This window comes from Enterococcus sp. AMC1251 (genome assembly GCF_058216535.1).
In genome coordinates this window covers 3,333,872-3,358,374 of record NZ_CM177098.1, presented here as the reverse complement: position 1 = coordinate 3,358,374, position 24,503 = coordinate 3,333,872, and the positions used below count along the sequence as shown (strand labels likewise).

Sequence of the window (24,503 nt, the reverse complement as noted above, 5' to 3'; positions counted from 1 at the left end):
GGAAAATGAAAAGGTATGCGCATGTAATGCAAAATGAATCAAGTGATTGCGGAATAGCGGTTGTACAAACTATATTGCAACAATTAAATTTGAAAAATAGTAATCTAGCTGAACAAATGCAACAAGTTTTTGATCAAAGAAAATCACAGAAAGCTATCCAGGGTTTAACACTACAAGATATTCAAGACATTTTTAAACAATATGGGGTAATAGCTGATTCGTATGAAGTAGCTGATTTCGAAGAGCTATCATTACAGAAATATCCATCTATTATTATGATAAAAAACGAGGGGATGCCTCATTATTGTGTGATTCATCATATGGACGGTGATAACATTACTATATCTGATCCGTCAAAAGGAACTATTGAAATTGAAAAAATCATGGACATCAAAAAAAGATTTATGGGTTTTGCGATTTGTATTAGTGAAGTGACAGAAGTTGTACAAAAGCTAGATAATCCTAGTTATCCAGAACTCATTGTCAAAGAATCGATCAAAGATATCTCTTTGTATAAAAAAATAGTGGCGATTTGTTTGTTAATTACCAGTTTGACTATACCAATTGTTATAACTTATATTACAGAGTTTATTTTAGGGAACTATTTGGACAAGGTTGATGGCTTATTTTTAGCGTATATAAGCGTATTTTTTATTTGCATGAGTAGTTTATATTTTGTGATGATGAAATTTAATACCAAATTCAAAATTGAATTAAACAATAAAATCGAAGAGAAAATTCTAACCTTGTATTTTGATAATAAGTTACAAGATATTGAAGCAAGAAAAAATATGAACAATTTAACTGCCTATTTTTGGAATATCATCATTGCTGTCAAAGGCTTACTGGAAAAATTTTATCTATATATCAATCTTCTTTTTACAGCCCTCTTAATTATTATTTTGGCAAAATACAGTCTATTTTTATCAATGTTGTTATTAACGTGGGTACTTATTTTCAGCATAGTTGTAATGCCGTATGTAGCTGAAGTTAGAAAAGGATATAAGCTATTTATTGCATCTTCAAATGCATTCTCAGGCAGCTTTGAAGAGTCGATTCGTACAACTTTAGATATTCATGCATTTAATAAAGAAGAGGAGGTAAAAGAAAACTTTAAAAAAAGGATGAATGACTATTTTGAAAGTACGTTATACGTTAGCGAAAGAGAAATAGAAACAACCGCATTAATGGAAATTGCTAGAATATTAATGTTACTAAGCTTCTTTTGCCTATATTGCTATTTGTATATGAATGGAGAACTAGCTATGCTTAGTGCGATCGGGAGTGGTATATACGTTTTGTATATTGCTACGAGTGGATTAAATACAGTATTTTCTAGCTATCTTCAGTATGTAAAAAGCAGAGATGCAATTGAGTATATTGAAAGTAGAAATGATTTCAGAGACAAAGTAAGCAAAAAAATATATGAAATTGACAGTTCAAGCATACAAAACATACGAATTGAAAACTTGTCATTTTCTTATGAAGAAAAGTCAATATTAGAAAAAAAGTCTTTTGAATTTCAAGCAGGTCAGATATATGGCATTGTAGGAGCTAATGGTTCAGGTAAAACAACGTTGATAAAATTAATAAGTGGACTTTTAAAAAACCAAAAAGGTACATTTTATATTAACAAAAAAGTAGCATACCAAAATTTAAGTGAAACCAATATTGATGAGTATATTTCTATATATAGTACAGAGATGGATGTTTACCAACAAACAATTAGAAACAATGCGTTGTTCAATCTCTTTATGGATGAAGAGCTAATGGTTGCTAACCAACATAAAACGATTCGCTTTAAAAAAGATATTGGACTAGAGTTAGAAGAAAATTATCTTGTAACGTCGTCAGGTACCAATCTTTCACAAGGTCAAAAACAAAAATTACTTTTATTACGAACTCTAAATAGAGAGGCAGATATTTATATATTTGATGAACCTACTGGAAATTTAGATGAAGAATCAGAAAACAAATTTATGGAGATTCTATCATTTATAGCAAAAAAAGAAAGTAAAATAATCATTTTAGTAACACATAATAAAAATGTTATAGAAAATTGTGATTGTATATATACATTAGGTTAGGAGCTAAAAGATGAATCAAAAACAGTGGATTGTTACAGGTATAGTCATTTTAATGATTCTTTCTGCATTTGCTATGTATAAAAAAGCAACAACATCCGATAACATATATAGTTTTGAAGAAATAACAGGAAAAGAAGCAACAGATCGAATTGAGAAAAAAGAAAATATGATTTTACTTTATAGTTCTAAGGATTGTAAGGCTTGTCGTGTGTTCTCTCCTATTCTAGAGAAAGTTGCAACGGATTTTAATGTAAAGATCTACTCTTTAGATGCAGATAAACAGTCAACAGAGGAAATTGCAACGGCCTATAATTTGTATGTAACCCCAACGTTGTTAAGTTTTAAGCAAGGTAGTGTGGATAGGTATGAAAATGCACTAGGAGAACAAGAAGTGAGGAAGGTCATAAAAAAATGGAGTGAGTAGATGAAAAAGATAGAACGACTAGTGACATGTTTATTGTTGATTGGGTTGTGTGCAACACTTTTTTATAGTTTTCTGTTGAAAAAGCAAGTGGAGACTAAGGTAAATGAGTTAAACATTGAGAAAGAACAATATCCAGAAATTTATAACGTGTTAAATTCTGTCACTTTTTCATCATTTGAAAAGAAGATACGGGATGAGGAAGATCTAGTTGTTTATATTGGACGACCATCCTGTAGTGATTGTACAAAATTCGAACCTGAATTAATAAGAATAATGAACGAAAAGAAATTGAACGACAGAGTATTGTATTTAAACGTTAGTGAGTTAAAAAAAGATAAAAAATTGTGGGAAAAGTATGTGGAGCATTACGAACTGCCCTATACACCTACATTAGCAACATTTAGACAAGGAAAAGTAGTGAATCAAGTAAGTTGGACTCCGGAAAAAGGCTCGGACATAAAAGCATTTGAAAAATTCTTAACCGACCTATGACAAAAATTCATACAAGACCATTAATAGGAGATACTCTTGTGTGAATATTGAGTAACAAAGTGATAATAAATATGAATGAGTGTGAGACAAAAATAGAAAGCACTTTTGCCTCACACTCTAAATCGAATAAATGGTAGTTCAAAAGCAGCTACTACGCTACGCTCCTATCACATTGTTGTAAATTACGAAGAACAAAGTGATTCGATGATGCACAATACAAGGTGTCTGAAAGACACGTTGCTTCCGTTACTCTCTAAGTCCTAAAGCACTAAGTTTTGAAGGCTTCGGAAATAAGCTGAAATTGCTGTGAAACAAAGCGAGGTACGAGCTGATGTAGAACAGTAACTACTTGGTTCTCGGAGCTAAACGTTATTGTCCCAACCTTATTCGTTCAAGAAAATAGAAACAAGTTAGAAATGAAATTTCATTTCTAACTTGTTTCTATTTTCTGTACTATTTCATAAACTCCACATTCTGAACGAACGCTTCTAACTCTTCTCTACGCTCTATATTATAATTACATTTCTCACTGTCATAGCAAATATAATTCCCGCGCTTGGTATACATCCCATCACCAGATTCTTTCACTTTAGACAGAAACATCGAAACTTCTGACGTTTCATGGCAAATCGGGCAGATGCCTTTTTGAGTCGTAGGAGCAATCGTTCCGGAAACACCAACTAGCTGTCCATCGATTGAAGCGATAATAAATTTCTGTTGTTTCCCACTATCATTCCAGCTATAAAAGGTATAATCACGCAAATTCATTGCTTCCCACTCTGGGATTTTCAATTTCTTCGTCTTTTTAAAGAGCTTTGTCAGCTGTTGTTTTGAAGGCGGATCAAACGGAATAACCACTTCTTTTAACCCGTCTAAATACTGTTCTAGTCGTGGCTTAGAAGTCGCTGCTTCTAAGAATCCATCTAATAAAGGCTGTAACTGATCTTTATCTGCACCAAACTGTTCATTGATTTTCTCAAGAATGATCGCTTGTAATGTTTTGATTGTATTTTTATCATTTACAGATAAATGAGCTTGTAGCAAAACATTGGCTTGTTTTCTAATAAAATTAAATTGATATGGCTGTATTTGTTTTGTCATAATGGACTTCCTCTCTATCATTCAAGTGATAAAATACTTTGCGTAAAGGCAATCCTTCAACAACCAAAGCACTTTATTATTTCAAACCTGAATGGGCTTTTGATTGAGATACGTGTTTTTGAATTGGTATCATATTATCACCCCGCTAACATAATTTCTCTTTATTATAACGCAAACACGTAAAATTATAAATTGGTATAGCAAAAAAGCAATTGGTTCAGTTGAAAAACCGTAAAGAGTAAGCTAAACTAAAACATGGCGCTATTTTAAATCGAAAGAAACTATTGAAAATAAAACAAATCTTAGGAGTGAAGCAATTGGAAAATAGATATGTCATCATCCTCGCTGCCGGTAAAGGAACACGCATGAAATCAAAACTTTATAAAGTGTTACATCCTGTCGCTGGAAAACCAATGGTAGAACACATCATGGATCAAGTAGAAAAAACGAATCCAAATGAAGTTGTGACGATTGTAGGTCATGGTGCAGAAGCAATCAAAAGCCATTTGGGTGAACGTAGCCAATATGCTTTACAAGCAGAACAATTAGGAACGGGACATGCCGTATTGCAAGCTAAATCACATTTAGCTGGAAAACAAGGAACAACGCTTGTCATTACAGGAGATACACCACTTTTAACTGCTGAAACATTAGCGAATCTGTTTGACTATCATCAAGGAAAAAATGCGAGTGCAACAATTTTGACAGCTCATGCCACAGATCCAACAGGTTATGGTCGAATTATTCGAGATCATGTGGGGATTGTTGAAAAAATTGTAGAGCAAAAAGATGCATCTGAACAAGAAGCTCGTGTTCAGGAAATCAACACTGGAACATTTTGCTTTGACAATGAAGCGTTATTTAATGCGTTATCTAAAATCAATACGAATAATGCGCAAGGAGAATATTATTTAACGGATATTATTGAAATCCTAAAAAAAGAAGGCAAGACAATTGCTGCATACCAGATGGCTGATTTTGAAGAAGCAATGGGGATCAATGACCGTGTTGCTCTGGCCGAGGCCAATAAAATCATGTACCGTCGTTTGAATACAATGCATATGCGAAAGGGTGTGTCATTTGTTGATTCTGATTCAACGTACATTGATGAAGGTGTCGTGATTGGTTCAGATACGGTGATTGAAGCAAGTGTTCATTTAAAAGGAAAAACTGTGATTGGCGATGATTGCTTTATCGGGGCGCATTCTGAAATCGTTGATAGTGTGATCGAAGATAATGTCAAAATCACACAATCAGTTATCGAAGAAAGTATTATTCGTAAAGATGCAGATGTAGGTCCGTTTGCTCATATCCGTCCAAAAGCCGAGATTGGTGAACGGGTTCACGTCGGTAATTTTGTCGAAATCAAGAATGCGACTGTGGCAGAAGATACTAAAGTGGGGCATTTGACGTATGTTGGTGATGCAGACTTAGGGAAAGACATCAATGTTGGCTGCGGTGTAGTTTTCGTTAATTATGATGGAAAAGACAAACATCGTACAACAGTTGGAGACCATGCATTTATCGGCTCATCAACAAGTTTGATTGCACCTGTGAATGTTGCAGCGAATTCCGTAATCGCTGCAGGTTCTACGATCACAGAGGATGTGGCAGAATTTGACTTGGCGATTGCTCGGGCAAGACAGGTGAATAAAGAAGGATATGGGAAGAACATGCCTTATATGAATAACGAGAAATAAGAGATATAAAGAAGATGGATGCTGAGGATTTGGCATTCATTTTTTTTAGTTTATTCATATAATTGCTATAGTTAGAGTGTCTCAATGTTTCTGCTAATCCTACTATAATTAAAAATGTGTACTTGTTTTTCATAGCAAATGTTTGGTTTTTGTGCCATAATTAGTTCTAAGTGTAACCTAAGGGGGCAATTCTGCTAATTCATTTCGCTGGAAAGATTGAGACTCTTGGAGCAGTTTTATTAATGGTTTTATCGTAAAAAGGAGTGAACTTATGGCCTATCATACTTATGAATTTTTAAGAAAACGACGGAATGATCCTAAGTGGCGGGAATCTTATATTTCCGCAAGAAATAAACGGATTATTACGTTTTTAGTATTGGGGAATTTGATTCTTTGGGGGGCAGTTCTTTGGAGATATATTGAGCGTAATGATATAGACGTCACTATTTATATCAATGAGTTCAAACAAAAAATTATGGATCGTTTAAACTAATCTTTGTCAATTTTTAGAAAGAAATAGACGTACAGAGAAAACAACAAGAAGGAACGTGAATGTATGAAAAAAGAAGAACGTTTTTCTCCTACTATAATTGAAGAACATTGGAAAGAAATTCGACCACACTTGACGAAACAAATTATGGCAGAAAATCCAGATAAACCTCTTGAAGTAAAGCGTATGATGAAACAAATTGACGAGGTTAATCATCAAATGACGGAAATATTGACAGGAACATTTGTGGTAATTAATCAGATGCAAGAAATGATGGAATTTCATGAAGCAGCAAAAAGAAGCATCCTTTATCAACAACAAAAACAACAGAAAAAATCAGCACATTTGGAGGTTTTACAAGATAAAAAAGGCCGCGACAAAAGCGTTTAGCTCCGAAAAATAAGAGGGAACTCACGAAAATTGCCAAGAATCACAGCAATTTCAGCTTATTTCCGAAGTATTCAAAACATAGTGCTTTAGGACTTAGAGAGTAACGGAAGCAACGTGTCTTTCAGACACCTTGTATTGTGCATCATCGAATCACTTTGTTCTTCGTGATTTACAACAATGTGATCGGAGCGAAGCGTAGTAGCTGCTTTTTTCTCGCTGTTTATTCAGATTTAGAGCGCGAAACAAAACTGATCTTTCGTTTTGTCCCACGCTCTTGAGTTAACCTATTTTTCGTTTACGATTATATTCATAGAAACTATAACCAGAAAGACCAATGATAAGTAGTCCTAAACGACCATAAGCAATAACTGTTTCACCCATTTTGGGATAATCTGCTGTTTTTCCGACAGGTTTAGCTACTCTAATTTCATCTGGTTTCATTTTCGTTGGATCTTTTGGATTTGGTACAGGTTCGGGTTTGTTTTTCTTATTAAATTCGGCTTCTGAAATGGAAATGATTCGTTCGCCTGGAAAGGCTTCTTTGTATTGTGCAAGATCGATATTTGTTGCGACATCGTACAGACGCAGGTTTGTTGCTTGTTTTAGATGATCGATCAAGACAGTATCTAAAGAAGGTCCTTCTTCACGCTCGCCGCCTAACATATCGTAACCATCACCGCCAGCTGCTAAAAAGTCATTCGTTGCCATATAGTAAGTCGCTTTTTTATCGATTGGTGAAAATTTTCCAGTCGTACGGTCTTGAATATCTATTTGCAGTACTCGTTCTCCAACAATGGTTTTATCTGTACCATTGCCTTCATCCGCTGGCAGTAAAGAACCTTTCTTAGTTGAATCATAGTGTACACGAATCGTACTTGAAACATGAAGGAAACCGCCATTTGCACCAAGTTTCGGTTGATTGTAGTCATCTAAAATGATGTTACCATTTTCGTCTTTTTGCGCCATTGAACGAAGAGAAAGCTCAAACATTTCTTTGACCTCAGCTCCAGTCACTTTTATTTGAGAAATACTATTACCAAACGGCATTACAGCGATAACATCTCCTAATGTCACTTTACCAGGTTCAATATTTGCTCGAATACCCCCGCCATTTGTTACAGCAAAATCAGTTTGATTATTGAAGCCGTGTTGTCCATAAGCTAGCATAGCATCGCCAATCAGATTCCCGAGATTGGTTTCTCTAGTTCGTACGTTATCACGTTCACCATTGAATTGATAAGGGTTATTTTCAATCACAACTTCTGATCCCCATTCTTCAAATCTTGCTCTAGCTTGATCAACTAATGCTTTGACTGGAGGGTTTTCTTCTAGATCTGCTAAAGTTTCCGCTGGTGTTAATGAAGCATTTTTTTTGTTAAGATCTGTCAAATCAACATCAACTAAACCGACATTATTCAAGTAGTTTCCAGTTTGCGTGTACATCACATTTCCGAAGTGTTTTCCGCCATCGACAGCTGTATGAGAGTGTCCATCCAAAACGGTAATATTCAAATCGGGATATTCTTTGCTCAAGGTCTCAGCTAAAGTATCACCACGCCATTCATGAGGTGTGGTTTCGTCGATTCCTAAATGTCCTGTAACAACATATGCAGCAATCGTTTCACCAGAATCTTTGATTGATTGAATTGTTTTTTTCGTTTCAGCGATTGGATCAGCAAAAGTCACCCCTTCAATGTTCTTTGGATGTGTTTTTGTAGCTGTTTCAGGTGTTGTTACGCCGATAATTGCGTATTTGTTGCCACTTTTTTCAACGATTGTATACGGCTCAAAGACCAGATTTCCATCTCTGAATGTATTATTGGATAAGATTGGGAAGTTTAACTCGTCTTTATATTCCAGAGCAGTTTTTAGACCAAAATCGAATTCATGATTTCCAACGGCTATTGCATCGTAGCCAACTTCATTCATTACTTTGACCATGTCTTTGCCTTTAGAAAAATTAGAAATCGGTAGGCCTTGGAAAACATCGCCTGCATCGATCAAGAGATCGGGATTCATCATGTTTTTATAGGTCTTCAAACGTGCCATCCCTAAAACGTCTTTACCATTTCCTTCTAACCGCCCGTGTACATCATTAGTATGCATGATCGTGATTGATTCTGAGTCTGGTTGATGCCCTGCATTGCGCACATCTTGTTTCGTGATTGGTTTAACGTTAGGTGTCCGTCCATCTGCAGCGGGTTCTGTCTGCAGCGTACCGTCATTGACTAATTTGACTGCTAGGTCACGCCAATTTTTATTGAAATGGTAGCCGATCACTTCCCAGTTCTGTTCGATTTCTTGTGCTGGATCAAGGGTTTGTTTTTCTCGGATATAATCTGCAATTAAGCCACGCAATGTTTCTGGATCAGTAGATTTTATAGGTTCACCTGTAACGATGCCCTGTGTTAGTAAACCTTCATAACGGTAATTATTCATGGCAATGGTATAGTTTGCTGTAAGATCGACTGGTTTGCCCTCGATCGTTGGATCGATAATCCGTTCACCATGTGGTTTAGAAATATCGATCTTATAAGAAATTCCTGAAAAAATATCATAGTTATATACGCGAATTTTTTCGTTAAAGCTGATCGTTAAATCATCAGGTCCAGGTGTATTGTAGTAATCCGCCTGATTTTCCATGTATTTCAGTAGATTTTTTCCAGTAATATTGACACTGACTAATGTGTTGGGGTATTTATAAATATCAAAAATATTGGAATAAGAAATATCCCCTGCATTTAGTTTACTGTCCGCTTTAAAGAGAGCAGAGGCGGCAAGTTGTGCACCTGTTGCTTTTCGTTGCACATTATTGATTAGAGAAATCATTGCTGTGGGACGAAGTTGAGCTTCAGGAATTCCTTTTACTTCTTCTGCTGGTAAAAAATCATCAGTGGCTGTTCCAATTTTTTCTGAAATGAATTCTCTCGTTTTATCATGATATTCTTGTGTTTCAGCTTTCAATGCTTCATCTGCTGGAACAGTTTTGGTATTTACAATAGCTGCATCACTATTTTTGACGTGCCATTTGTCCCCAGTTTTTTCAACGTCAAGGTCGATTTTGATCATTTCTGTACCAGTGTCTTTAGGTCCAGCTACTGGAACTAGTCCATTTGGCCCTTGGATTTTTTCAGCGAAGGAGCGATGATCGTGCCCTAAAATGTACGCATCGATGCCAGAGACATTAGTGATAACTTGATCTGCACTTGCAGCAGGATCAGAGTTTTGACGTCCAGCGTGGATCGAAGCGACAATGATGTCCGTTTCTTTTTTTAATTCAGCTACAGCTTTTTCTGCTTCTTCTTTCAATGGATTGAAAGACAAACTTTCAACTTTAGCACCGTCCCATAATGGAATTTGCGGTGTTGTCAGACCGATAATACCGACAGTTAAATCTTTATTTCCATCTCCATCTAAGTCAATGTCTTTTTTCATCGTGCCGCCGACAAATCGGTTGTTTGAGTCTTTTATATATGTGTTAGCAGATAAGATTGGAAATTCTGCTTCATTATCAAGTTTTTTGATTAAATCTAAACCAAAATTAAACTCATGATTCCCTAAAACCATCGCATCATATTTCATGTAATTCATGGCTTTGATCATTGGATTTGGTTTGTCAATCAAAGGAGCTTTATTATACAAATCATCCGTTAAAATTGTGCCTTGGTTCATATCACCATTATCGATCAGAATAGTCCCATTCGGATTTTCTGAACGAATATTTTTTACGACAGAACTGACTTGTGAAAGTCCCACTGGTGTTTGTTTATCCTCTTCATAAGACCAGTCCCATAGTTGACCATGAACATCTGAGGTGCCTAAAATGGTTAGTTTTTGCAGATTTTTCATTGATTCTACTTTGGAAGAGGGCGTGTTATCGCTTTCATTTTTCGTCGTACTGGAAACAGTGGAACGATCTGGAGCAGTTACATCCTTCATCGGAGTTTCACTACTGAGCGTATTTTCGATTGCTAAAGCAGTAGTTGTACTTGGACCTACTAATAAAGTTGAAAGCATCAAGATCTGTAAACTAAGTTGTACTTTTTTCAAAACTGACTTTTTCACAAAATTCCCCCCCTAAGAATAATTAATGATAGACAGTGCTTCATCAATCTTGTTGTGCGTTAGATGCAACATAAAATGAGAAGTAAAACACAACCTATAATGATTTGGAATACATTTTAAATATGGATCCTATTCATAATAATAATACATATATATTAACTTGTCATTAGAAAATGTAGATAATAATGGACTTTGAAGTTTAAAAAGAAATAAGTATAATATTCAACAAAATAGTATATAATAATCTGTTTGATTTTATTGATGATTGTTATTGCTTCTTAATTATAACAAGTTATTTACAATTTTATTTTACTTTGATATAATCAATTTATCATAGAATGTGAAATGATACACAATGTAGTGTTACTCATGAAAGAATTAGTTGAAAAGTCAGAAAAATTAGCTAAGGTCAATAACTTATGGTATTTTGTTAAGTCGCAAGGCAGAGCTTGAATTGCAGGATCTGGGAAATAATTTCTGGCGTTATCTGTAGATCTAAGTAGCAGAATCGGAGAGCTTCTATTTGAAATTTTTCAATTGAAAGCTCTCCAATTTTTATTTAGTTGTGGTAGTGATTATAGGGTGGTGAAGTATTTGTTTAAGAAAAGAAGGTTTTAGATGGTTTATTGAGGTTGTTATGAATAATCAAGAGTTTTCTCATATACAGATTGAAGATAAATTCCCATCTATCTGTACCATTTGTCGCCAATTATTTAAATCGGAAGAGAATATAAAACTATTTACACCATACATGAGGGAATATTATGAGCAAATATTATAAAGATAATGAATATGAAATATTTGTTGAAGATTACGTGTTTATAAAAGATATAGAAAATAACGTGTATTTAAAAAATGACGTTAATAATTTACCAAAACAAATATTAAGTTCACTAATAGAGTGTATTCCCCAAATCTATGGCTTGTCTTTTGTTATGTTTGTTTTTTTATTCGTATTTTTACTCGTGGGTAATCTTATTTTATTAAATCATGCTAATGTTAGTATTCAAGCAATCCCTATTAGTGACTATCTAGCGTATCTTTTTTTAGTTGGGTATCTTTTGTTTAATATATTTACACACGACATTGGGTATATAAAGGCTTTAAACTATATGGGGAGAAAGCATCAAAAAGTAGGCATTAAATTGAATTATTATGTTTTTCCTGCAGTTTATGTGGAAATGAATGAAGTTTATCTTTTATCTAAAACTGAAAAAATAGTTGTTCATCTTGCTGGGTTAGTGACTAATTATTTGATAATCAACCTATTTCAGATAGCGAATATTTTGTTTTTTAGTAGTAAAACAATTGATAGTGCGTTTATTTTTTTCATATGCCTTACTTTGGAATTTACTTCCAATACTAAATTCAGATGGCTATAAAGTTTTGATCACGTTGTTTAATATAGATGAATTAGATAATAAGAGAAAGAACCATATGATTGTAGAAACCATACAAGGTATTCGTATTTTGTTAGCGGTTTGGACGGTCATTAGCTGGTTTTTGTGAGGTGATGTGTTTTGTTAACGTTTAATGATTATAATTTGAAAGTAAAAAATAAATTATTACTAGAGAACACCAATTTTTCTTTTGTTAAGGGAAAAATAAATCATATTTTAGGGAAAAATGGTGTAGGTAAATCACAATTTGCTAAAGATTTACTTTTAAATACAAGTGGTTTAATATCTCCTGGAATAAGTGAGAACGTTACGATTATTTCAAGCTTTTCAAATGTTCCCAATGATTTGAGTAGCAAGGAATTGTTAACTATTTTGAAAAAAAGATTTGGGACAGATTCTGTTGAACATCTGGCTAGTTCTCTACATATTGAAAATATACCGATGGATGCGTTGATTGGACAGTTGAGTGATGGGCAAAAACAAAAATTGAAACTATTATCGTTTTTGCTAGAAGATAAATCAATTATTGTTTTTGATGAGATTACGAATGCTCTTGATAAACAAACGATTAACGATATTTATCTATTTTTACAGAAATATGTGGACGAGCAACCTGAAAAATTTATTTTAAATATTACACATAACTTGTCAGATTTAAAAAACTTAGGTGGGAACTACTACCTCATTGAAGAGCTGAAAATGACTAGTTTTGAACAGCAAGATGATGTTATAACAGCGTATATTGAGGGGTGATGAATTGGAATTAAAAAGAACTATATCTAATAAAATAGTATTTGTTTTACTAGCAGTGATTCTAGCCATATTTTTAATGGGTTGGATTTTACCAGTTGGAATTGATAAGGTAAGCAGCTTGACTTATCGAGAGTATTTGTTTAGCACCTATACAGTATTTACACAGTTTGGTTTTTTGATGTTTGCCTTTTTAGTCGCATTTTTTATTAATAAAGAATATTCTGGGAAAACTATTTTATTTTATCGAATGATGAATGATAATAGCTTGACTTTTTATAGTAAAAAGGTCTTGACGTTAGTTATTGAGACCGTAGGAATAATTTTTAGTATACTTTTAATTATTTCTGCTGTTTTTAAAGAATTTTCAGTTTTTCTGCAAATGTTTTACTTATTTTCAATGGTTGCGATTCAGTATATATTGATTGTTTCTTTGATTAGTTTGTTAATGACAAACGTACTATTATCGATAGGATTTAGCTTGCTTTACTGGATCGTTACAGTTGTATTTGTATCGATTGGGGGGACACTTCGCTTTTTTGCTATCTTTGACGCATCCAATGATTTATATGGAAAAGTAGGTTCATTTTTAGAAAGTACTGATCTATTTTTAGGCATTGAAGATAATCTGACCATCTATATATATATATCTGTAATAGCAATTCTAAGTATAGTGATTGTTAAACTAAATAATAAGCGTTGGCTTGTATTAGGAACAAGATAATGAATGAATTAATTGATGGGAGGTACTTACCTAAACTAGTCAAGATACTGAAATCGCTATAAATAAACGTGAATTTGTTTAAGAGTTTTCTATTTTGATAAAAAATTAAGCTGATTATTACTAAATGATAACAGAATACAAAAATCACTTGATTTATTTTGAAAAAGTGACTACTATTTATAGGGAAACTATTGTTCAGTAAAAGAAAGTGGAGGTCCTCATGTCAAAACATTATTTTGATCCTAGATTGAAAATTTTTTCTCTTAACTCGAATCGACCATTAGCGGAAAAAATCGCTGCTGCTGTCGGTGTAGAATTAGGGAAATCTTCTGTCACTCAATTCAGTGATGGTGAAATTCAAGTAAATATTGAAGAAAGTATTCGTGGCTCTCACGTCTATATCATCCAATCAACAAGCAGTCCTGTCAATGATAATTTGATGGAATTATTGATCATGATTGATGCGTTAAAACGTGCTAGTGCAAAAACAATCAACGTTGTGATGCCTTATTATGGTTATGCACGTCAAGATCGTAAAGCGCGTGCCCGTGAACCGATCACAGCGAAACTTGTAGCAAATATGCTTGAAAAAGCAGGAGCAACTAGAATGTTGACATTAGATCTACATGCCGTTCAAATTCAAGGATTCTTCGATATTCCAGTGGATCACTTGATGGGCGCTCCATTGATTGCAGATTACTTTATGGAACACGGCATTCAAGGAGATGACGTTGTCGTTGTTTCTCCTGACCATGGCGGTGTGACGCGTGCCCGCAAACTTGCGGAATACTTGAAAGCACCGATTGCAATCATCGACAAACGTCGTCCAAAAGCGAATGTTGCGGAAGTGATGAACATTATTGGACATGTAGAAGGCAAAATATGTGTCTTGATCGATGACATGATCGACACAGCTGGGACAATTTCATTAGCTGCTAACGCATTACAAGAAGCGGGCGCAAAAGAAGTGTATGCTTCATGTACACACCCAGTTTTATCGGGACCGGCTTTACAGCGTATTGAAGATTCTGCTATTAAACGTTTAGTTGTAACGGATTCTATCTACCTTTCTGATGATCGTAAAATCGATAAAATTGATGAGATTAGTGTTAGTGAATTAATTGGTGATGCGATTAAACGTATCCATGAAAACAAACCAGTTAGTCCTTTATTTGAAACGAAACGTCGTTAAAATTAATTGTTAAAAATCGATAAACATTAGTTTTCTGTATGGAAAAATGCAGAAAACTAATGTTTATTTATTTTTTTGAAAAATGTCAATATTAGTTTTATAACAGGAAAAAATTGATTTTTAAATTTTTCACTTAAACAAATAAAGACCCGGTACTTAGTAATAGCAAATAGAAAACGGTTTATTGATTTTATTTATTAAAAATAAGAATAACTGTTAGCTCTTGGAAAGAATCGCAAGTTCATCTTTCGGCAATTAGCGGAAAAAAATAATTTTGAGGGGGAAAATTTGATGTTATGCTAAATTTAATGAGTAAAATATAGTTGTACTTAGAAAAAATAGACATGTAAAAGGAGTAAACATGAAAAGAGAAAAATATGAAATTATAGGTCTAACGACACAATTAATTGTTGTTGTGATTGCGTTAGGCTACTATTTTTTTATTTACAGATAAATGGAGAATTTCTAATCAGAAGGAGATAAAGTAATGCTTTTTAGGATAAAAAGAAAACTTGGAGGCGTAATGGTTCCCAAAAATAAACGGCCAACAAAATTGGAATCAATTAAAGAGCTAAACGCTCCGAAGCAGATTATTTTACCAATGAATATGCACATCGGTAAACCAGCTAAAATCATTGTTTCTATCGGGCAAAAAGTAAAAATAGGAACATTGATTGGGCAAAAAGATGGCTTGATTTCAGCCAACATACATAGCTCAATTTCGGGAACAGTTGAAAAGATTGAGCAACGAATCATCGGAACAGTAGAAGTGTCAGTTGTGATTATCAAAAATGATTTTAAAGATACATATGAAATACCAAAGTTAGATCATGAGCGTTTAGTGGAGACGATCAAAAACAACGGAATCGTTGGAATGGGTGGAGCAGGTTTCCCAACAGATGTAAAGTTTCTTTTGAAAGAAGATCAGCAAATGGAAACGTTGATTGTAAATGCTGTTGAATGTGAACCTTTTGTGACAGCTGACAGAAGAATTATTATTGAACAAATGAATGATTTTATCGAAGGAATTAGTATGCTTCAGGAAAGACTGTCCGTCAAGCAATGTGTGATTGCGATAGAAAGCTCGTCGGAAGAAGCAATCCAAAAACTGAAAGTCAAAATTGATAACGATCGAATCAAGTTAAAAATTTTACCGAATCACTATCCACAAGGAGCAGAAAAAATTGTTATTAAAGCTGTTCTCAAAAAAGAACTGCCAGCTGGTAAATTACCAATCGATTTAAACGTTGGAATCATGAATGTTTCTACTGTATTAGCGACGTTTCATGCATTGAAAGAGAACCGACCGTTGATTGATCGAGTGGTTACCATTTCAGGTACACCAATCAAACAACCTCAGAACTTACGTGTAAGAATCGGTACACCAATCGAGCATGTCATTGAAGCCTGTGGCGGCTTTATTGAGAGTCCGATGAAACTGATCAATGGTGGACCAATGATGGGGAAAGTTATTCAAAATTTGGATGAACCAGTAACCAAAACAACATCTTTGATCTTAGCCTTGACTGGAGAAGAAGCGAATATACCTAAAGAAAAAAATTGTATTCGCTGTTCAGAATGTGTGAATGCTTGTCCCGTCAATTTACAACCGATTTCCATCAGTAATGCGTATCGAGCAGGAAATATCGAAGAAACTAAACGACTAGGTGTGTTGAATTGTATCGATTGTGGCGCATGTTCGTACATTTGTCCGTCAAAAATCGATATTTTAGGTGATATTCGAGCAGCAAAGCAAAAAGTATTGGAGAGTCGATGATGGTAAATAAAGAATATACAAGTACAGGACCATTTATGGGCCCTCATATTAGAGAAAAATGGACCTCTCAGTGGATCATGCAGCAAGTATTGATCGCTTTAGTATTTCCAACAATTGCAGCAACTTATTTTTTTGGATTAAGGTCTTTAGTAATGGTGGTTGTAAGTATTGTTGCATGTGTCGGGCTTGAGTTTGCTTTTCAGAAAATCGTTTGGAAGAAAGTGACGATAACGGACTATAGTGCAGTGATCACAGGTTGGCTTTTAGCACTGACATTACCTGTCACAGCACCGTTGTGGACGCTGCTTGTCGGGGATTTTATTGCGATCGTTGTTGTAAAACAATTTACTGGTGGAATAGGAAGAAATTGGTTAAATCCTGCGGTAGCAGCACGTGTGTTGTTGAAGTTGTTTTTCTCGCCGTGGATTACGAACTGGGTTACGCCCCAACCGGATATTGTGACAACAGTGACGCCATTGGTTGATTTAGGACACTTTGCTAAAGAGGTTTCTCCAACGACACCCGATTTGTTTGATTTGTTTATGGGAGTGGGCTTAGGCGGTCCGATTGGGGAGACCTGTAAGTTTGCGTTGCTTTTATCAGCGATTTATTTGATTGCACGCAAAATCATCAATCCGTTGGTTCCTGTTTTTACGTTGGGATCATTTTATGTGGCTATTTTGTTGTATAGTTCATTTGATTTTTCCTTTGCAAATGCTCATTTGTTAAGTGGTGCGTTGATTTTTGCTGCGGTCTTTATGGTGACAGATTATACGACTTCACCGTTGACTGATAAAGGGAAATATATTTTTGCGATAGGCTGTGGTGTTTTGGCGGCAGTATTGAGGATTTGTATTGATTTGCCCGGCGGGATTGGTGTGGCGATTTTAGTGATGAACTTGTTGACGCCTTTGATCAATAAATATACAGTCTCTAGGATTTACGGGGAATGATTTTGTAGCTAGTGTTCATTGCCAAAAGATGATGATATTATGAAAAAAGATAACAGTTTCTGTAACAGAACTGCTATCTTTTTTATTTACTGTTAACTAATTTTTTTTCGTAGCGGCCATCTGTTCACCATACAATTTTCCATCATACATCTTAAAAAACGGATAATAACAAACAATCGAAACGGCTAAATTAAGTAACGCAATCAACACCGCTCGAAAATCTCCGCCAGTTCCCAGAAATGCCCCGATTCCCACAGGAGAAATCCAAGGTATTCCAGTAATCACTTTATTCACGAACCCAACAGAAGAAGCAAAATAAGCAATCGTCACATTGATCAAGGGCGTCACAATGAACGGAATAATCAAATACGGATTATAAACAATCGGTGCCCCGAAAATCACTGGTTCATTGATATTGAATAAACCAGGAAGCACGGCCGCTTTACCAAGTACCTTCAGTTGATCAGATTTTGCTACAAAAATCATCAGTAAAACCAAGCCGAGCGTACTACCAGCACCACCGATGAAGATATACATATTAATAAAATCTCCAGCAAAAATATTGGTTCCGCCATTCACATTTTCAGTCAATGCAACGAGTAAAATCGGGTTGATAAAACTATTTTTAATAACAGCAGTCCCATGAACCCCAACGGCCCAAAGCAGATGGATCAATAACATAATTACAATAATCCCTAACCAAGAACCCGTCAAATCTTTAACAAACTCAAATGGTTTTGACAACAACTCATGTAAATCAGTATGGAACACAGCCAAAATCGTATTGATAAACAACATCACAAATGCAATAAAAATAGCAGGAATCAATGAAGCAAAAGCTTTACTTACCCCATCAGGAACTCCTTCAGGCATCCGAATCGCAATATTTTTTTTCACACAAAAACGATAAATTTGAGTCGCAATCACAGCCGTGATGATCCCAATAAAAATCCCAACACCGCTAAAACGAGTGACCCATCCACCAAGTGCAATCCCATTATAAACAATCGATGTTTCACTTTCTGATTGAATCAGCTGGGCACCGTCGTCGACGATATCTGTTTGGACAATCGTCATCAAAAAAGCAAACAGCCCTAAAATCGCTCCAACAAAACTACTCAGCCCGTCACTTTCTTCTTTTCGATAAATATCCGTTAAATAATAAGCAGTTGCCAAACAGTAAAAAATTGCGATCGAGCCGATCGACATTGTGGTCGCCACACTATAAATCGGCGCAAATTTCAAAATCGTATGTTCAAAAAACGGTGCTAATGGTGGAATGATCTGCGGCAAATTATTGATGATCAAAAAAATCGAACCGACAATCGTAAAAGGTACAGTAATAATCCCAGCCTGCATAATCGCTCGGATAAAGCGCAAGTTCGCAATTTTATTCAAAGGTGGCATCAATTTTGTTTCCAAAAACGTAAATACTTTATTCATCTTTTTCTCCTTGTATATTATATTTAAGGTTTTAATCTTCTGATTTTAGTGGATAACCTTATGAACCATTGTTATTTTTCATTAGGTATTAACTCAATAAATTTGAGATAATATAATTACTGGATTGAGAGGCTATGTCGTTTTCTCCTTGAGTCTATGAGCTCGTCATCGAAAGACTGACACCTCTCTCTGTTTAGCTGTTTACGAATGAGTTAGATGTTGAAAGCCTTCTGGCTTTACTCCGTATCTAGAACAAGGTAGTAACGCTTTTCAGTTGAGTGGATTTCAATCCAAATCCTTATGAAGGCGGTATAATTATGTTCTACATTGGAATTGATATTGGGAAACGTTCCCATGTTGCTTCAATCATGAATGATGAAGGAAAGGTTGTTCTTAAAGGATTTTCTTTTCCGAATACCATTGAAGGTGGAGAAAAATTACTTGGAAAAATTCATGATTTTTCTTCTTCATCAGATGATTTTACTGTAGATATGGAAGCTACCGGTCATTATTGGTTAACGGTTTTTTCATACTTACATGAAAAAGAGTTTTTAATTCATGTTCTTAACCCCATCCAAACGGATGGGTGGCGTAAAGGGACAGAAATTCGTAAACGTAAGAATGATATTATTGATTCAGTTTTAATTGCAGATCTGATTCGCTTCGGTTCCTTTGTTGAAACGACACTCTCTGATGAAAATATTTTTTCTCTTAAACAGCTTTCCCGTTATCGTACTTATCTAGTTGGGACAGCGAGTGACTTTAAACGTAAAATCATTGCCGTATTAGACCAAGTTTTCCCTGAGTATGACTCAGTATTCGGTAAATCAGGTGTTTTTGGTAAAGCATCAAAAGAAATTTTACTTGAATTTAGTTCTCCTGAAACACTCCATGATATCTCTGCGAATACTCTTGCGAAACTACTTAAAGAAGCGAGTCACAATCGTTTAGGGATAGATAAAGCCAATGCCTTAAAAAGTGCTGCGAGTCGATCTTTTGGTATTACTTTTGCTCAAGAGACCTTTACTTTCCAATTACGATCAATGATTGAACAACTTAAATTTCTGGAAGCCCAAATTAAAGATACTGAAACTGAAATCAAAAAAATCATGGTTACTCTGCATTCTGTCATTGAAACGATCCCAGGGATCGGACCAATCAATGGCGCTACTATTCTTGGGGAAATTGGAGACATTAGTAAATTTTCCAATCCTACAAAATTAGTCGCATACGCTGGTCTAGACGCGACTGTTTCTCAGTCTGGTCAATATCAAGCAACACATAACGTTATGAGTAAACGTGGTTCCCCTTATCTTAGAAAAGCCTTATTTTCAGCTGCTTTAATTGCAGTACAACATGATCCTGTTCTTAAAGCCTTCTACGAAAAGAAACGTTCTGAAGGGAAACACCACCTCACAGCTCTTGGAGCAGTTTCCAGAAAGTTATGTTACATCGTTCATGCGATTCTCAAAAAGAACGAACCTTACGAAATACGAATGTAACTCAAAAAAATACCTTTGCTTTCTCTTATTTGTTATGCACTTTTTTGTTATTAAATTTTGGACTAATTCTTTTATTCTTTACTTGACTTCTTATAGTTAGTCTTTCTTTAACTCATCAATAACATCGCTATAATGTTGTAATCCTTTCTGATTGATTTCTCCTCGTCCATTTGGGTAAATTCGTGTCCAAGCAATCGAGAAACGGAAAATCTTGATTCCCATCTCAGCTAACAAACGAATATCCTCTTTGTAATGTTGATAGTGATCTACGGCTACTGTGAAATCAGCGATCTCATGATTATCTCTTGGACGTGTATCTTGTACACTTAAACCTTTGCCGTCAATGTTATAAGCACCTTCTGTTTGATGGGCGGAAATTGATGCACCCCATAGGAAATTTTCTGGAAATATATGTGTCATTATTTTCTCCATTCTATCTATTCTATAAAGCGTTTTCTTTGTTTTTAGAATAAGTGATCGTCTGAATAAATTCAAGATAATCAAAAGAACTGTTCATGAAAAAAATTTATGAACAGTTTGAGTGACTCTATTTCGTTATTTTACTAAAAAACTAACTCTTACAGTAACCCTTTTTTATTCAATTAACACTTTAATGGAGATTCCTTGTGCTGGATAGCGTAACAAAATAGTAGATGCGATGGCTGAGTCTGTATATAATGTATCAAATAGAAACGTACGATCGATCATAAATGAGCTGGCTGTTTCTATATTACTAGAAGGTGTATAAACGATTTTTTGTCCTTTTGTGTGCTGGATCATTGTGCGATAAATGAATGATTCGTTCAATGTTTTAGTCGTTACTTCATGTGCATTAAATCTAGCTGCTTTGATGATACACAAATCAGCGCTGGTTTTAGTAAAAGAGTAAGTAGCAAAATCACCAACAAGAGCATTTGTATCTTTTTCCAACTCACCTCCGCTAATCAAAATGAGTGCTTTTTTCTTGTGGTGATTGATGGAAAGCGCAACAGCATCCATTCGTCAAAATAGTGATGTTAAAAATTGATAACGCTAGAATAATAGCTGTGGAAAAACGTCCAGCTCCAACAAAAATAAGTGTTTCTTTTGATAAAGAAACAGAGATTTCTTCAACGAAATTTACTATAGGAAATGGTTTTTTTCTTGCGTAGGTTGCTGTAATGATGCCTGGTTTTGAATTAATTTTACACCGCCGTAAAAACAAAACGTTCGATCATCTTTTTCTTTTCTAAAAACAATAGGTCTCGTTTAATCGTAACAGGTGAAACGTAAAAAAGTCAGCTAGCTCCTTAACCGTCAGACTTTTCATTTTTTTCAATTGTTCAATCAAATTTTCACGTCGTTTAAACGCATCGCCCTGACTCTTTTTCATCTTTATCCCCCCATTATTTTTTTAATTATCCATAGTATAGACAATTTTTCACTAAAAAGACAGCTTGTTTTACTAAGGATTTGATGCTATATTTTGTTAAATAAGTCAGAAAAAAATTAAGAGGAGGTAATTTTATGGAAGAATCCAAACTATTTCCATTTCATTTAACGTTGATGAAGGTCAATTATGCGCCGCTGCAAATCAGTGAGTATTTAACACTTTTTCTTATGCTCAGCGGTAGTATAATAGTAACCATCAAGGAAAAAGATTATTTGCTAAATGTGGATGATTTGTTGGTCATCAATCCACGGGAACCATTTCAAATCAAGAGTTCACAGAAGAATCTGTTGTTGGTTTTACGGATTTCTAAAACGCCAATTACCTCGCAATTTAAAGAAAACTGGCTTCCTGATCTTGAGTGTTTGTCTTCAAATAAAATGGAAATAATCGAGAACGAAAAATTTCAGCAGTTACGTAAGGCGTTGGTTCAATTGATGGTCGCTTACTTTGAGCCAAACGAAACGAGAGATTTAGAGAGTTATCAACATTTTTTTACAGTTCTGACACAATTGATCAAAGGATTCAAAAAAGAAGCTATTCCAGTCCCACAATTGACGACTGAAATAGCAGATGAGCGACTGAATCAATTGTTAGGTCATATTCAAAAAAATTATGATCAGCCTATTTCATTAGAAATGCTAGCAGAATCAAGTGGAATCTCCTATTATCATCTATCTCGCACCTTTAAAAAGCAACTAGGGATTACGTTTACTGAATATTTAAATCAAATTCGTTCGATGCATGCCGCTGAATCATTGGTTTTGACCTCTCACTCAGTGATTAGAGTAGCTTTAAATAGTGGCTTTTCTAACGCTAAAACGTTTCATCAAGTATTTAAAAAACAATACGGGCTAACACCTGCAAATTACCGTAAAACATATACTGTAACTAACGATATAAAGAAACCATCAACAGAACAAGAGGATTATCAAGAAATATCGGGTGCAGCTGCATTGCAGGAATTGGCGAAATATTTAGCAGAAAAAGATATTGAAGATGAGCACGCGACAATTGAAAAACGGCTGAAATTGGTTTTGCCCAAGGAGCCTCAGCCAAATTATTATAATAATAAAAAAATTATAAAAATTGGTCCTGCTCGAGAAGGTTTAGCGAATGGGGTACAGCGGGAATTATGTATTTTGCAAAAAGATTTGGCTTTTGATTTGATTCAATTTGAAGGTTTTTGCGAAGAAACAAATTTTGAAGACGATGTTTTATTAGTTTCAGAATACATTTTAAATAATCAATGGTTTGATTTTTTAGTGAAGATTCAATTGAAACCGATGATTCAACTTTATTTGCCAGAAGAGTATACTGAAAAAAGAGCTGTTCAGTTATGGTGTGATAAGCAGTTGAAAATCATTCGTCACTTTCTGAATCGCTATAGTAGAGAGGAAATAAATCAATGGTATATTCAATGGTCGTTGCCTAAAATTAGTGGATTTTGGAATGAAGCAAATCATTGGGGGTATAATTATTTTTACCGCAAGTTGAAACAGTGGGCACCTAAATGTAAATTAGGGTTGATGTCACTGCGCTCACTAGATGAAAAAGAATATCAGCAATATCAAGCATTTATTTTAGAACAAGGAAAACAATATTGTTTACCAGACTTTATTAGTTTTCATGCTGATCCATACGCAACACTGTTGATCAAAGATGAACATGCACTGCGTTTTAAAGAGTATCAACGAGCAATTTTGAATAGAGTAAAGTCTGTTATTGAAGAAGAAAAGACGGTTTTTTTTAATTGGTCTCCTGAATTATTTTTAACGGACTGGAATACATTAGTTGGTGAAGGTAACACTTTTTCAGGTACTTTTTTTCGTTCAGCGCTGATTTTAGAGTCGATTGTTGAGCTGTCAAAAGAGGTCACAGGCATTGCCTTTTGGTTGAATATTAAGGTGAAAGAACGACAGACGCATACAAGAGAAGACAGTAGTTTATCTGTTTTTCTATATGAAGAGTTACGACGACCACTATTTTTTTCACTACGCTTTTTGACTCATTTAAAAGGGGAATTACTTGCTAGTGGAGATGGGTATATTTTGACACGAAATCAAGGTCAGTATCAGCTTTTGTTATACAATTCTAGCTATTTAGATCCGCTCTATTCGGTAGATACATTTCAAGTTCAGTATCAGACAAAGAAAATCAAAATTCATTTAAGTAACCTTCCAGTGGGGAACTATTTGATTCGAGAGTACACCTTGGATAAAGATCATGGTGGAATTTATAATGATTGGATTAGAATTGGTGGACAAGCGGAGTTAGACCATGAATTGCAGAAATATTTGGAGCAGAAGATTGCTCCTAAATTTGAATTGAAAAATGAACGCATCGACTCGTTTGGCTATGAGTTGGAAACGACCTTGACGCTGAATGCATGTCAGTTGTATTTGTTTCAGCCGTTGTATTAATTAAGATGTATATGACTGGGAATTAATTTATGAGAAAGCAAAAAAGGCGATTCTTTTTTTGTTGTTTATTTTTATATTTCGTTATATTAAAAATATCCGTACCCTATTTAGCAAGTAAGGTTATTTTTATTTGTAAAATATTTCGTATAATGAAAGTTAAG

Annotated in this window: 21 protein-coding genes and 1 pseudogene; 15 read left to right on the top strand and 7 right to left on the bottom strand. The window is 34.7% G+C overall.

Annotated features, from left to right (window positions below; all coding sequences use genetic code 11):
* Positions 1 to 5: 5 nt before the first annotated feature.
* Genes AC4BBR_RS15870 through AC4BBR_RS15860 form a run of 3 tightly spaced genes read left to right on the top strand, consistent with a single transcriptional unit; the run spans position 6 to position 3,003 of the window.
* Positions 6 to 2,087 (top strand): ATP-binding cassette domain-containing protein, encoded by a 2,082-nt coding sequence (locus AC4BBR_RS15870; protein WP_490460438.1) that lies wholly within the window; start codon positions 6 to 8, stop codon positions 2,085 to 2,087.
* Between the two features lie 10 nt (positions 2,088 to 2,097).
* Positions 2,098 to 2,511 carry a thioredoxin family protein gene (locus tag AC4BBR_RS15865; protein WP_490460437.1) on the top strand — a complete coding sequence of 138 codons (414 nt, stop codon included), beginning with the start codon at positions 2,098 to 2,100 and terminating at the stop codon, positions 2,509 to 2,511.
* Positions 2,512 to 3,003 (top strand): thioredoxin family protein, encoded by a 492-nt coding sequence (locus AC4BBR_RS15860; RefSeq protein WP_490460436.1) that lies wholly within the window; start codon positions 2,512 to 2,514, stop codon positions 3,001 to 3,003.
* Between the two features lie 453 nt (positions 3,004 to 3,456).
* Here the strand turns inward: AC4BBR_RS15860 and AC4BBR_RS15855 are convergent, their stop codons facing one another.
* Positions 3,457 to 4,104 carry a FusB/FusC family EF-G-binding protein gene (locus AC4BBR_RS15855; protein ID WP_490460435.1) on the bottom strand — a complete coding sequence of 216 codons (648 nt, stop codon included), beginning with the start codon at positions 4,102 to 4,104 and terminating at the stop codon, positions 3,457 to 3,459.
* 317 nt (positions 4,105 to 4,421) lie between these two features.
* On the opposite strand from AC4BBR_RS15855, the gene glmU reads away from it, so the two are divergent.
* From glmU to AC4BBR_RS15840, 3 genes are all read left to right on the top strand, one after another.
* Complete coding sequence (glmU, locus tag AC4BBR_RS15850) at positions 4,422 to 5,804, top strand: bifunctional UDP-N-acetylglucosamine diphosphorylase/glucosamine-1-phosphate N-acetyltransferase GlmU (protein WP_490460434.1); 1,383 nt, start codon at positions 4,422 to 4,424, stop codon at positions 5,802 to 5,804.
* 271 nt (positions 5,805 to 6,075) lie between these two features.
* Positions 6,076 to 6,297 carry a hypothetical protein gene (locus AC4BBR_RS15845; protein ID WP_490460433.1) on the top strand — a complete coding sequence of 74 codons (222 nt, stop codon included), beginning with the start codon at positions 6,076 to 6,078 and terminating at the stop codon, positions 6,295 to 6,297.
* Between the two features lie 63 nt (positions 6,298 to 6,360).
* The gene (locus AC4BBR_RS15840) at positions 6,361 to 6,684 is read left to right on the top strand and encodes a hypothetical protein (protein ID WP_490460432.1); all 324 of its coding nucleotides are present in this window, start codon (positions 6,361 to 6,363) and stop codon (positions 6,682 to 6,684) included.
* A gap of 279 nt (positions 6,685 to 6,963) precedes the next feature.
* Here the strand turns inward: AC4BBR_RS15840 and AC4BBR_RS15835 are convergent, their stop codons facing one another.
* Complete coding sequence (locus tag AC4BBR_RS15835) at positions 6,964 to 10,749, bottom strand: 5'-nucleotidase C-terminal domain-containing protein (protein ID WP_490460431.1); 3,786 nt, start codon at positions 10,747 to 10,749, stop codon at positions 6,964 to 6,966.
* Between the two features lie 345 nt (positions 10,750 to 11,094).
* Here AC4BBR_RS15835 and AC4BBR_RS15830 point away from each other — a divergent pair, with 345 nt between their 5' ends.
* The 7 genes from AC4BBR_RS15830 to AC4BBR_RS15800 all read left to right on the top strand — a co-directional run bounded on the left by AC4BBR_RS15830 (position 11,095) and on the right by AC4BBR_RS15800 (position 17,545).
* Positions 11,095 to 11,202: an epipeptide YydF family RiPP gene (locus AC4BBR_RS15830; RefSeq protein WP_490460430.1), complete on the top strand. Its 108-nt coding sequence runs from the start codon at positions 11,095 to 11,097 to the stop codon at positions 11,200 to 11,202.
* A 311-nt stretch (positions 11,203 to 11,513) separates the two neighbouring features.
* Entirely contained in the window at positions 11,514 to 12,131 is a 618-nt protein-coding gene (locus AC4BBR_RS15825; protein ID WP_490460429.1) for a hypothetical protein, read from the top strand.
* Between the two features lie 138 nt (positions 12,132 to 12,269).
* Entirely contained in the window at positions 12,270 to 12,902 is a 633-nt protein-coding gene (gene yydI, locus AC4BBR_RS15820) for a YydI family epipeptide exporter ATP-binding subunit (protein ID WP_490460428.1), read from the top strand.
* 4 nt (positions 12,903 to 12,906) lie between these two features.
* A complete protein-coding gene (gene yydJ / locus AC4BBR_RS15815; protein WP_490460427.1) occupies positions 12,907 to 13,623 on the top strand; it encodes a YydJ family epipeptide exporter permease subunit in 717 nt (238 codons plus the stop codon).
* A gap of 220 nt (positions 13,624 to 13,843) precedes the next feature.
* Positions 13,844 to 14,815: a ribose-phosphate diphosphokinase gene (locus tag AC4BBR_RS15810; RefSeq protein WP_490460426.1), complete on the top strand. Its 972-nt coding sequence runs from the start codon at positions 13,844 to 13,846 to the stop codon at positions 14,813 to 14,815.
* A gap of 487 nt (positions 14,816 to 15,302) precedes the next feature.
* Positions 15,303 to 16,592, top strand: a complete 1,290-nt coding sequence (gene rsxC / locus AC4BBR_RS15805; RefSeq protein ID WP_490460425.1) for an electron transport complex subunit RsxC — start codon at positions 15,303 to 15,305, stop codon at positions 16,590 to 16,592.
* The gene (locus AC4BBR_RS15800; RefSeq protein ID WP_490460424.1) at positions 16,592 to 17,545 is read left to right on the top strand and encodes an RnfABCDGE type electron transport complex subunit D; all 954 of its coding nucleotides are present in this window, start codon (positions 16,592 to 16,594) and stop codon (positions 17,543 to 17,545) included. Before rsxC ends, AC4BBR_RS15800 begins: the two co-directional genes overlap by 1 nt.
* Positions 17,546 to 17,641: 96 nt before the next feature.
* On the opposite strand, the gene celB is transcribed toward AC4BBR_RS15800, so the two are convergent.
* Positions 17,642 to 18,988 carry a PTS cellobiose transporter subunit IIC gene (gene celB, locus AC4BBR_RS15795; RefSeq protein WP_490460423.1) on the bottom strand — a complete coding sequence of 449 codons (1,347 nt, stop codon included), beginning with the start codon at positions 18,986 to 18,988 and terminating at the stop codon, positions 17,642 to 17,644.
* Positions 18,989 to 19,305: 317 nt separating this feature from the next.
* Here celB and AC4BBR_RS15790 point away from each other — a divergent pair, with 317 nt between their 5' ends.
* Entirely contained in the window at positions 19,306 to 20,490 is a 1,185-nt protein-coding gene (locus AC4BBR_RS15790) for an IS110 family RNA-guided transposase (RefSeq protein WP_490460422.1), read from the top strand.
* A gap of 102 nt (positions 20,491 to 20,592) precedes the next feature.
* Here AC4BBR_RS15790 and AC4BBR_RS15785 read toward each other — a convergent pair.
* The 4 genes and pseudogenes from AC4BBR_RS15785 to AC4BBR_RS15770 form a co-directional block, all read right to left on the bottom strand.
* Positions 20,593 to 20,910: pseudogene (locus AC4BBR_RS15785) on the bottom strand (family 1 glycosylhydrolase); the annotation flags it as partial.
* A 174-nt stretch (positions 20,911 to 21,084) separates the two neighbouring features.
* A complete protein-coding gene (locus tag AC4BBR_RS15780) occupies positions 21,085 to 21,420 on the bottom strand; it encodes a DeoR/GlpR family DNA-binding transcription regulator (RefSeq protein ID WP_490460421.1) in 336 nt (111 codons plus the stop codon).
* Between the two features lie 254 nt (positions 21,421 to 21,674).
* Positions 21,675 to 21,743, bottom strand: a complete 69-nt coding sequence (locus tag AC4BBR_RS15775; protein WP_490462138.1) for a hypothetical protein — start codon at positions 21,741 to 21,743, stop codon at positions 21,675 to 21,677.
* Positions 21,719 to 21,862 carry a hypothetical protein gene (locus AC4BBR_RS15770; RefSeq protein WP_490460420.1) on the bottom strand — a complete coding sequence of 48 codons (144 nt, stop codon included), beginning with the start codon at positions 21,860 to 21,862 and terminating at the stop codon, positions 21,719 to 21,721. The genes AC4BBR_RS15775 and AC4BBR_RS15770 overlap by 25 nt, the downstream gene beginning before the upstream one ends.
* Before the next feature lie 134 nt (positions 21,863 to 21,996).
* Here AC4BBR_RS15770 and AC4BBR_RS15765 point away from each other — a divergent pair, with 134 nt between their 5' ends.
* On the top strand, positions 21,997 to 24,342 hold the full coding sequence (locus tag AC4BBR_RS15765; protein ID WP_490460419.1) for a helix-turn-helix domain-containing protein: 2,346 nt from the start codon (positions 21,997 to 21,999) through the stop codon (positions 24,340 to 24,342).
* The last annotated feature ends 161 nt before the right edge of the window (positions 24,343 to 24,503 follow it).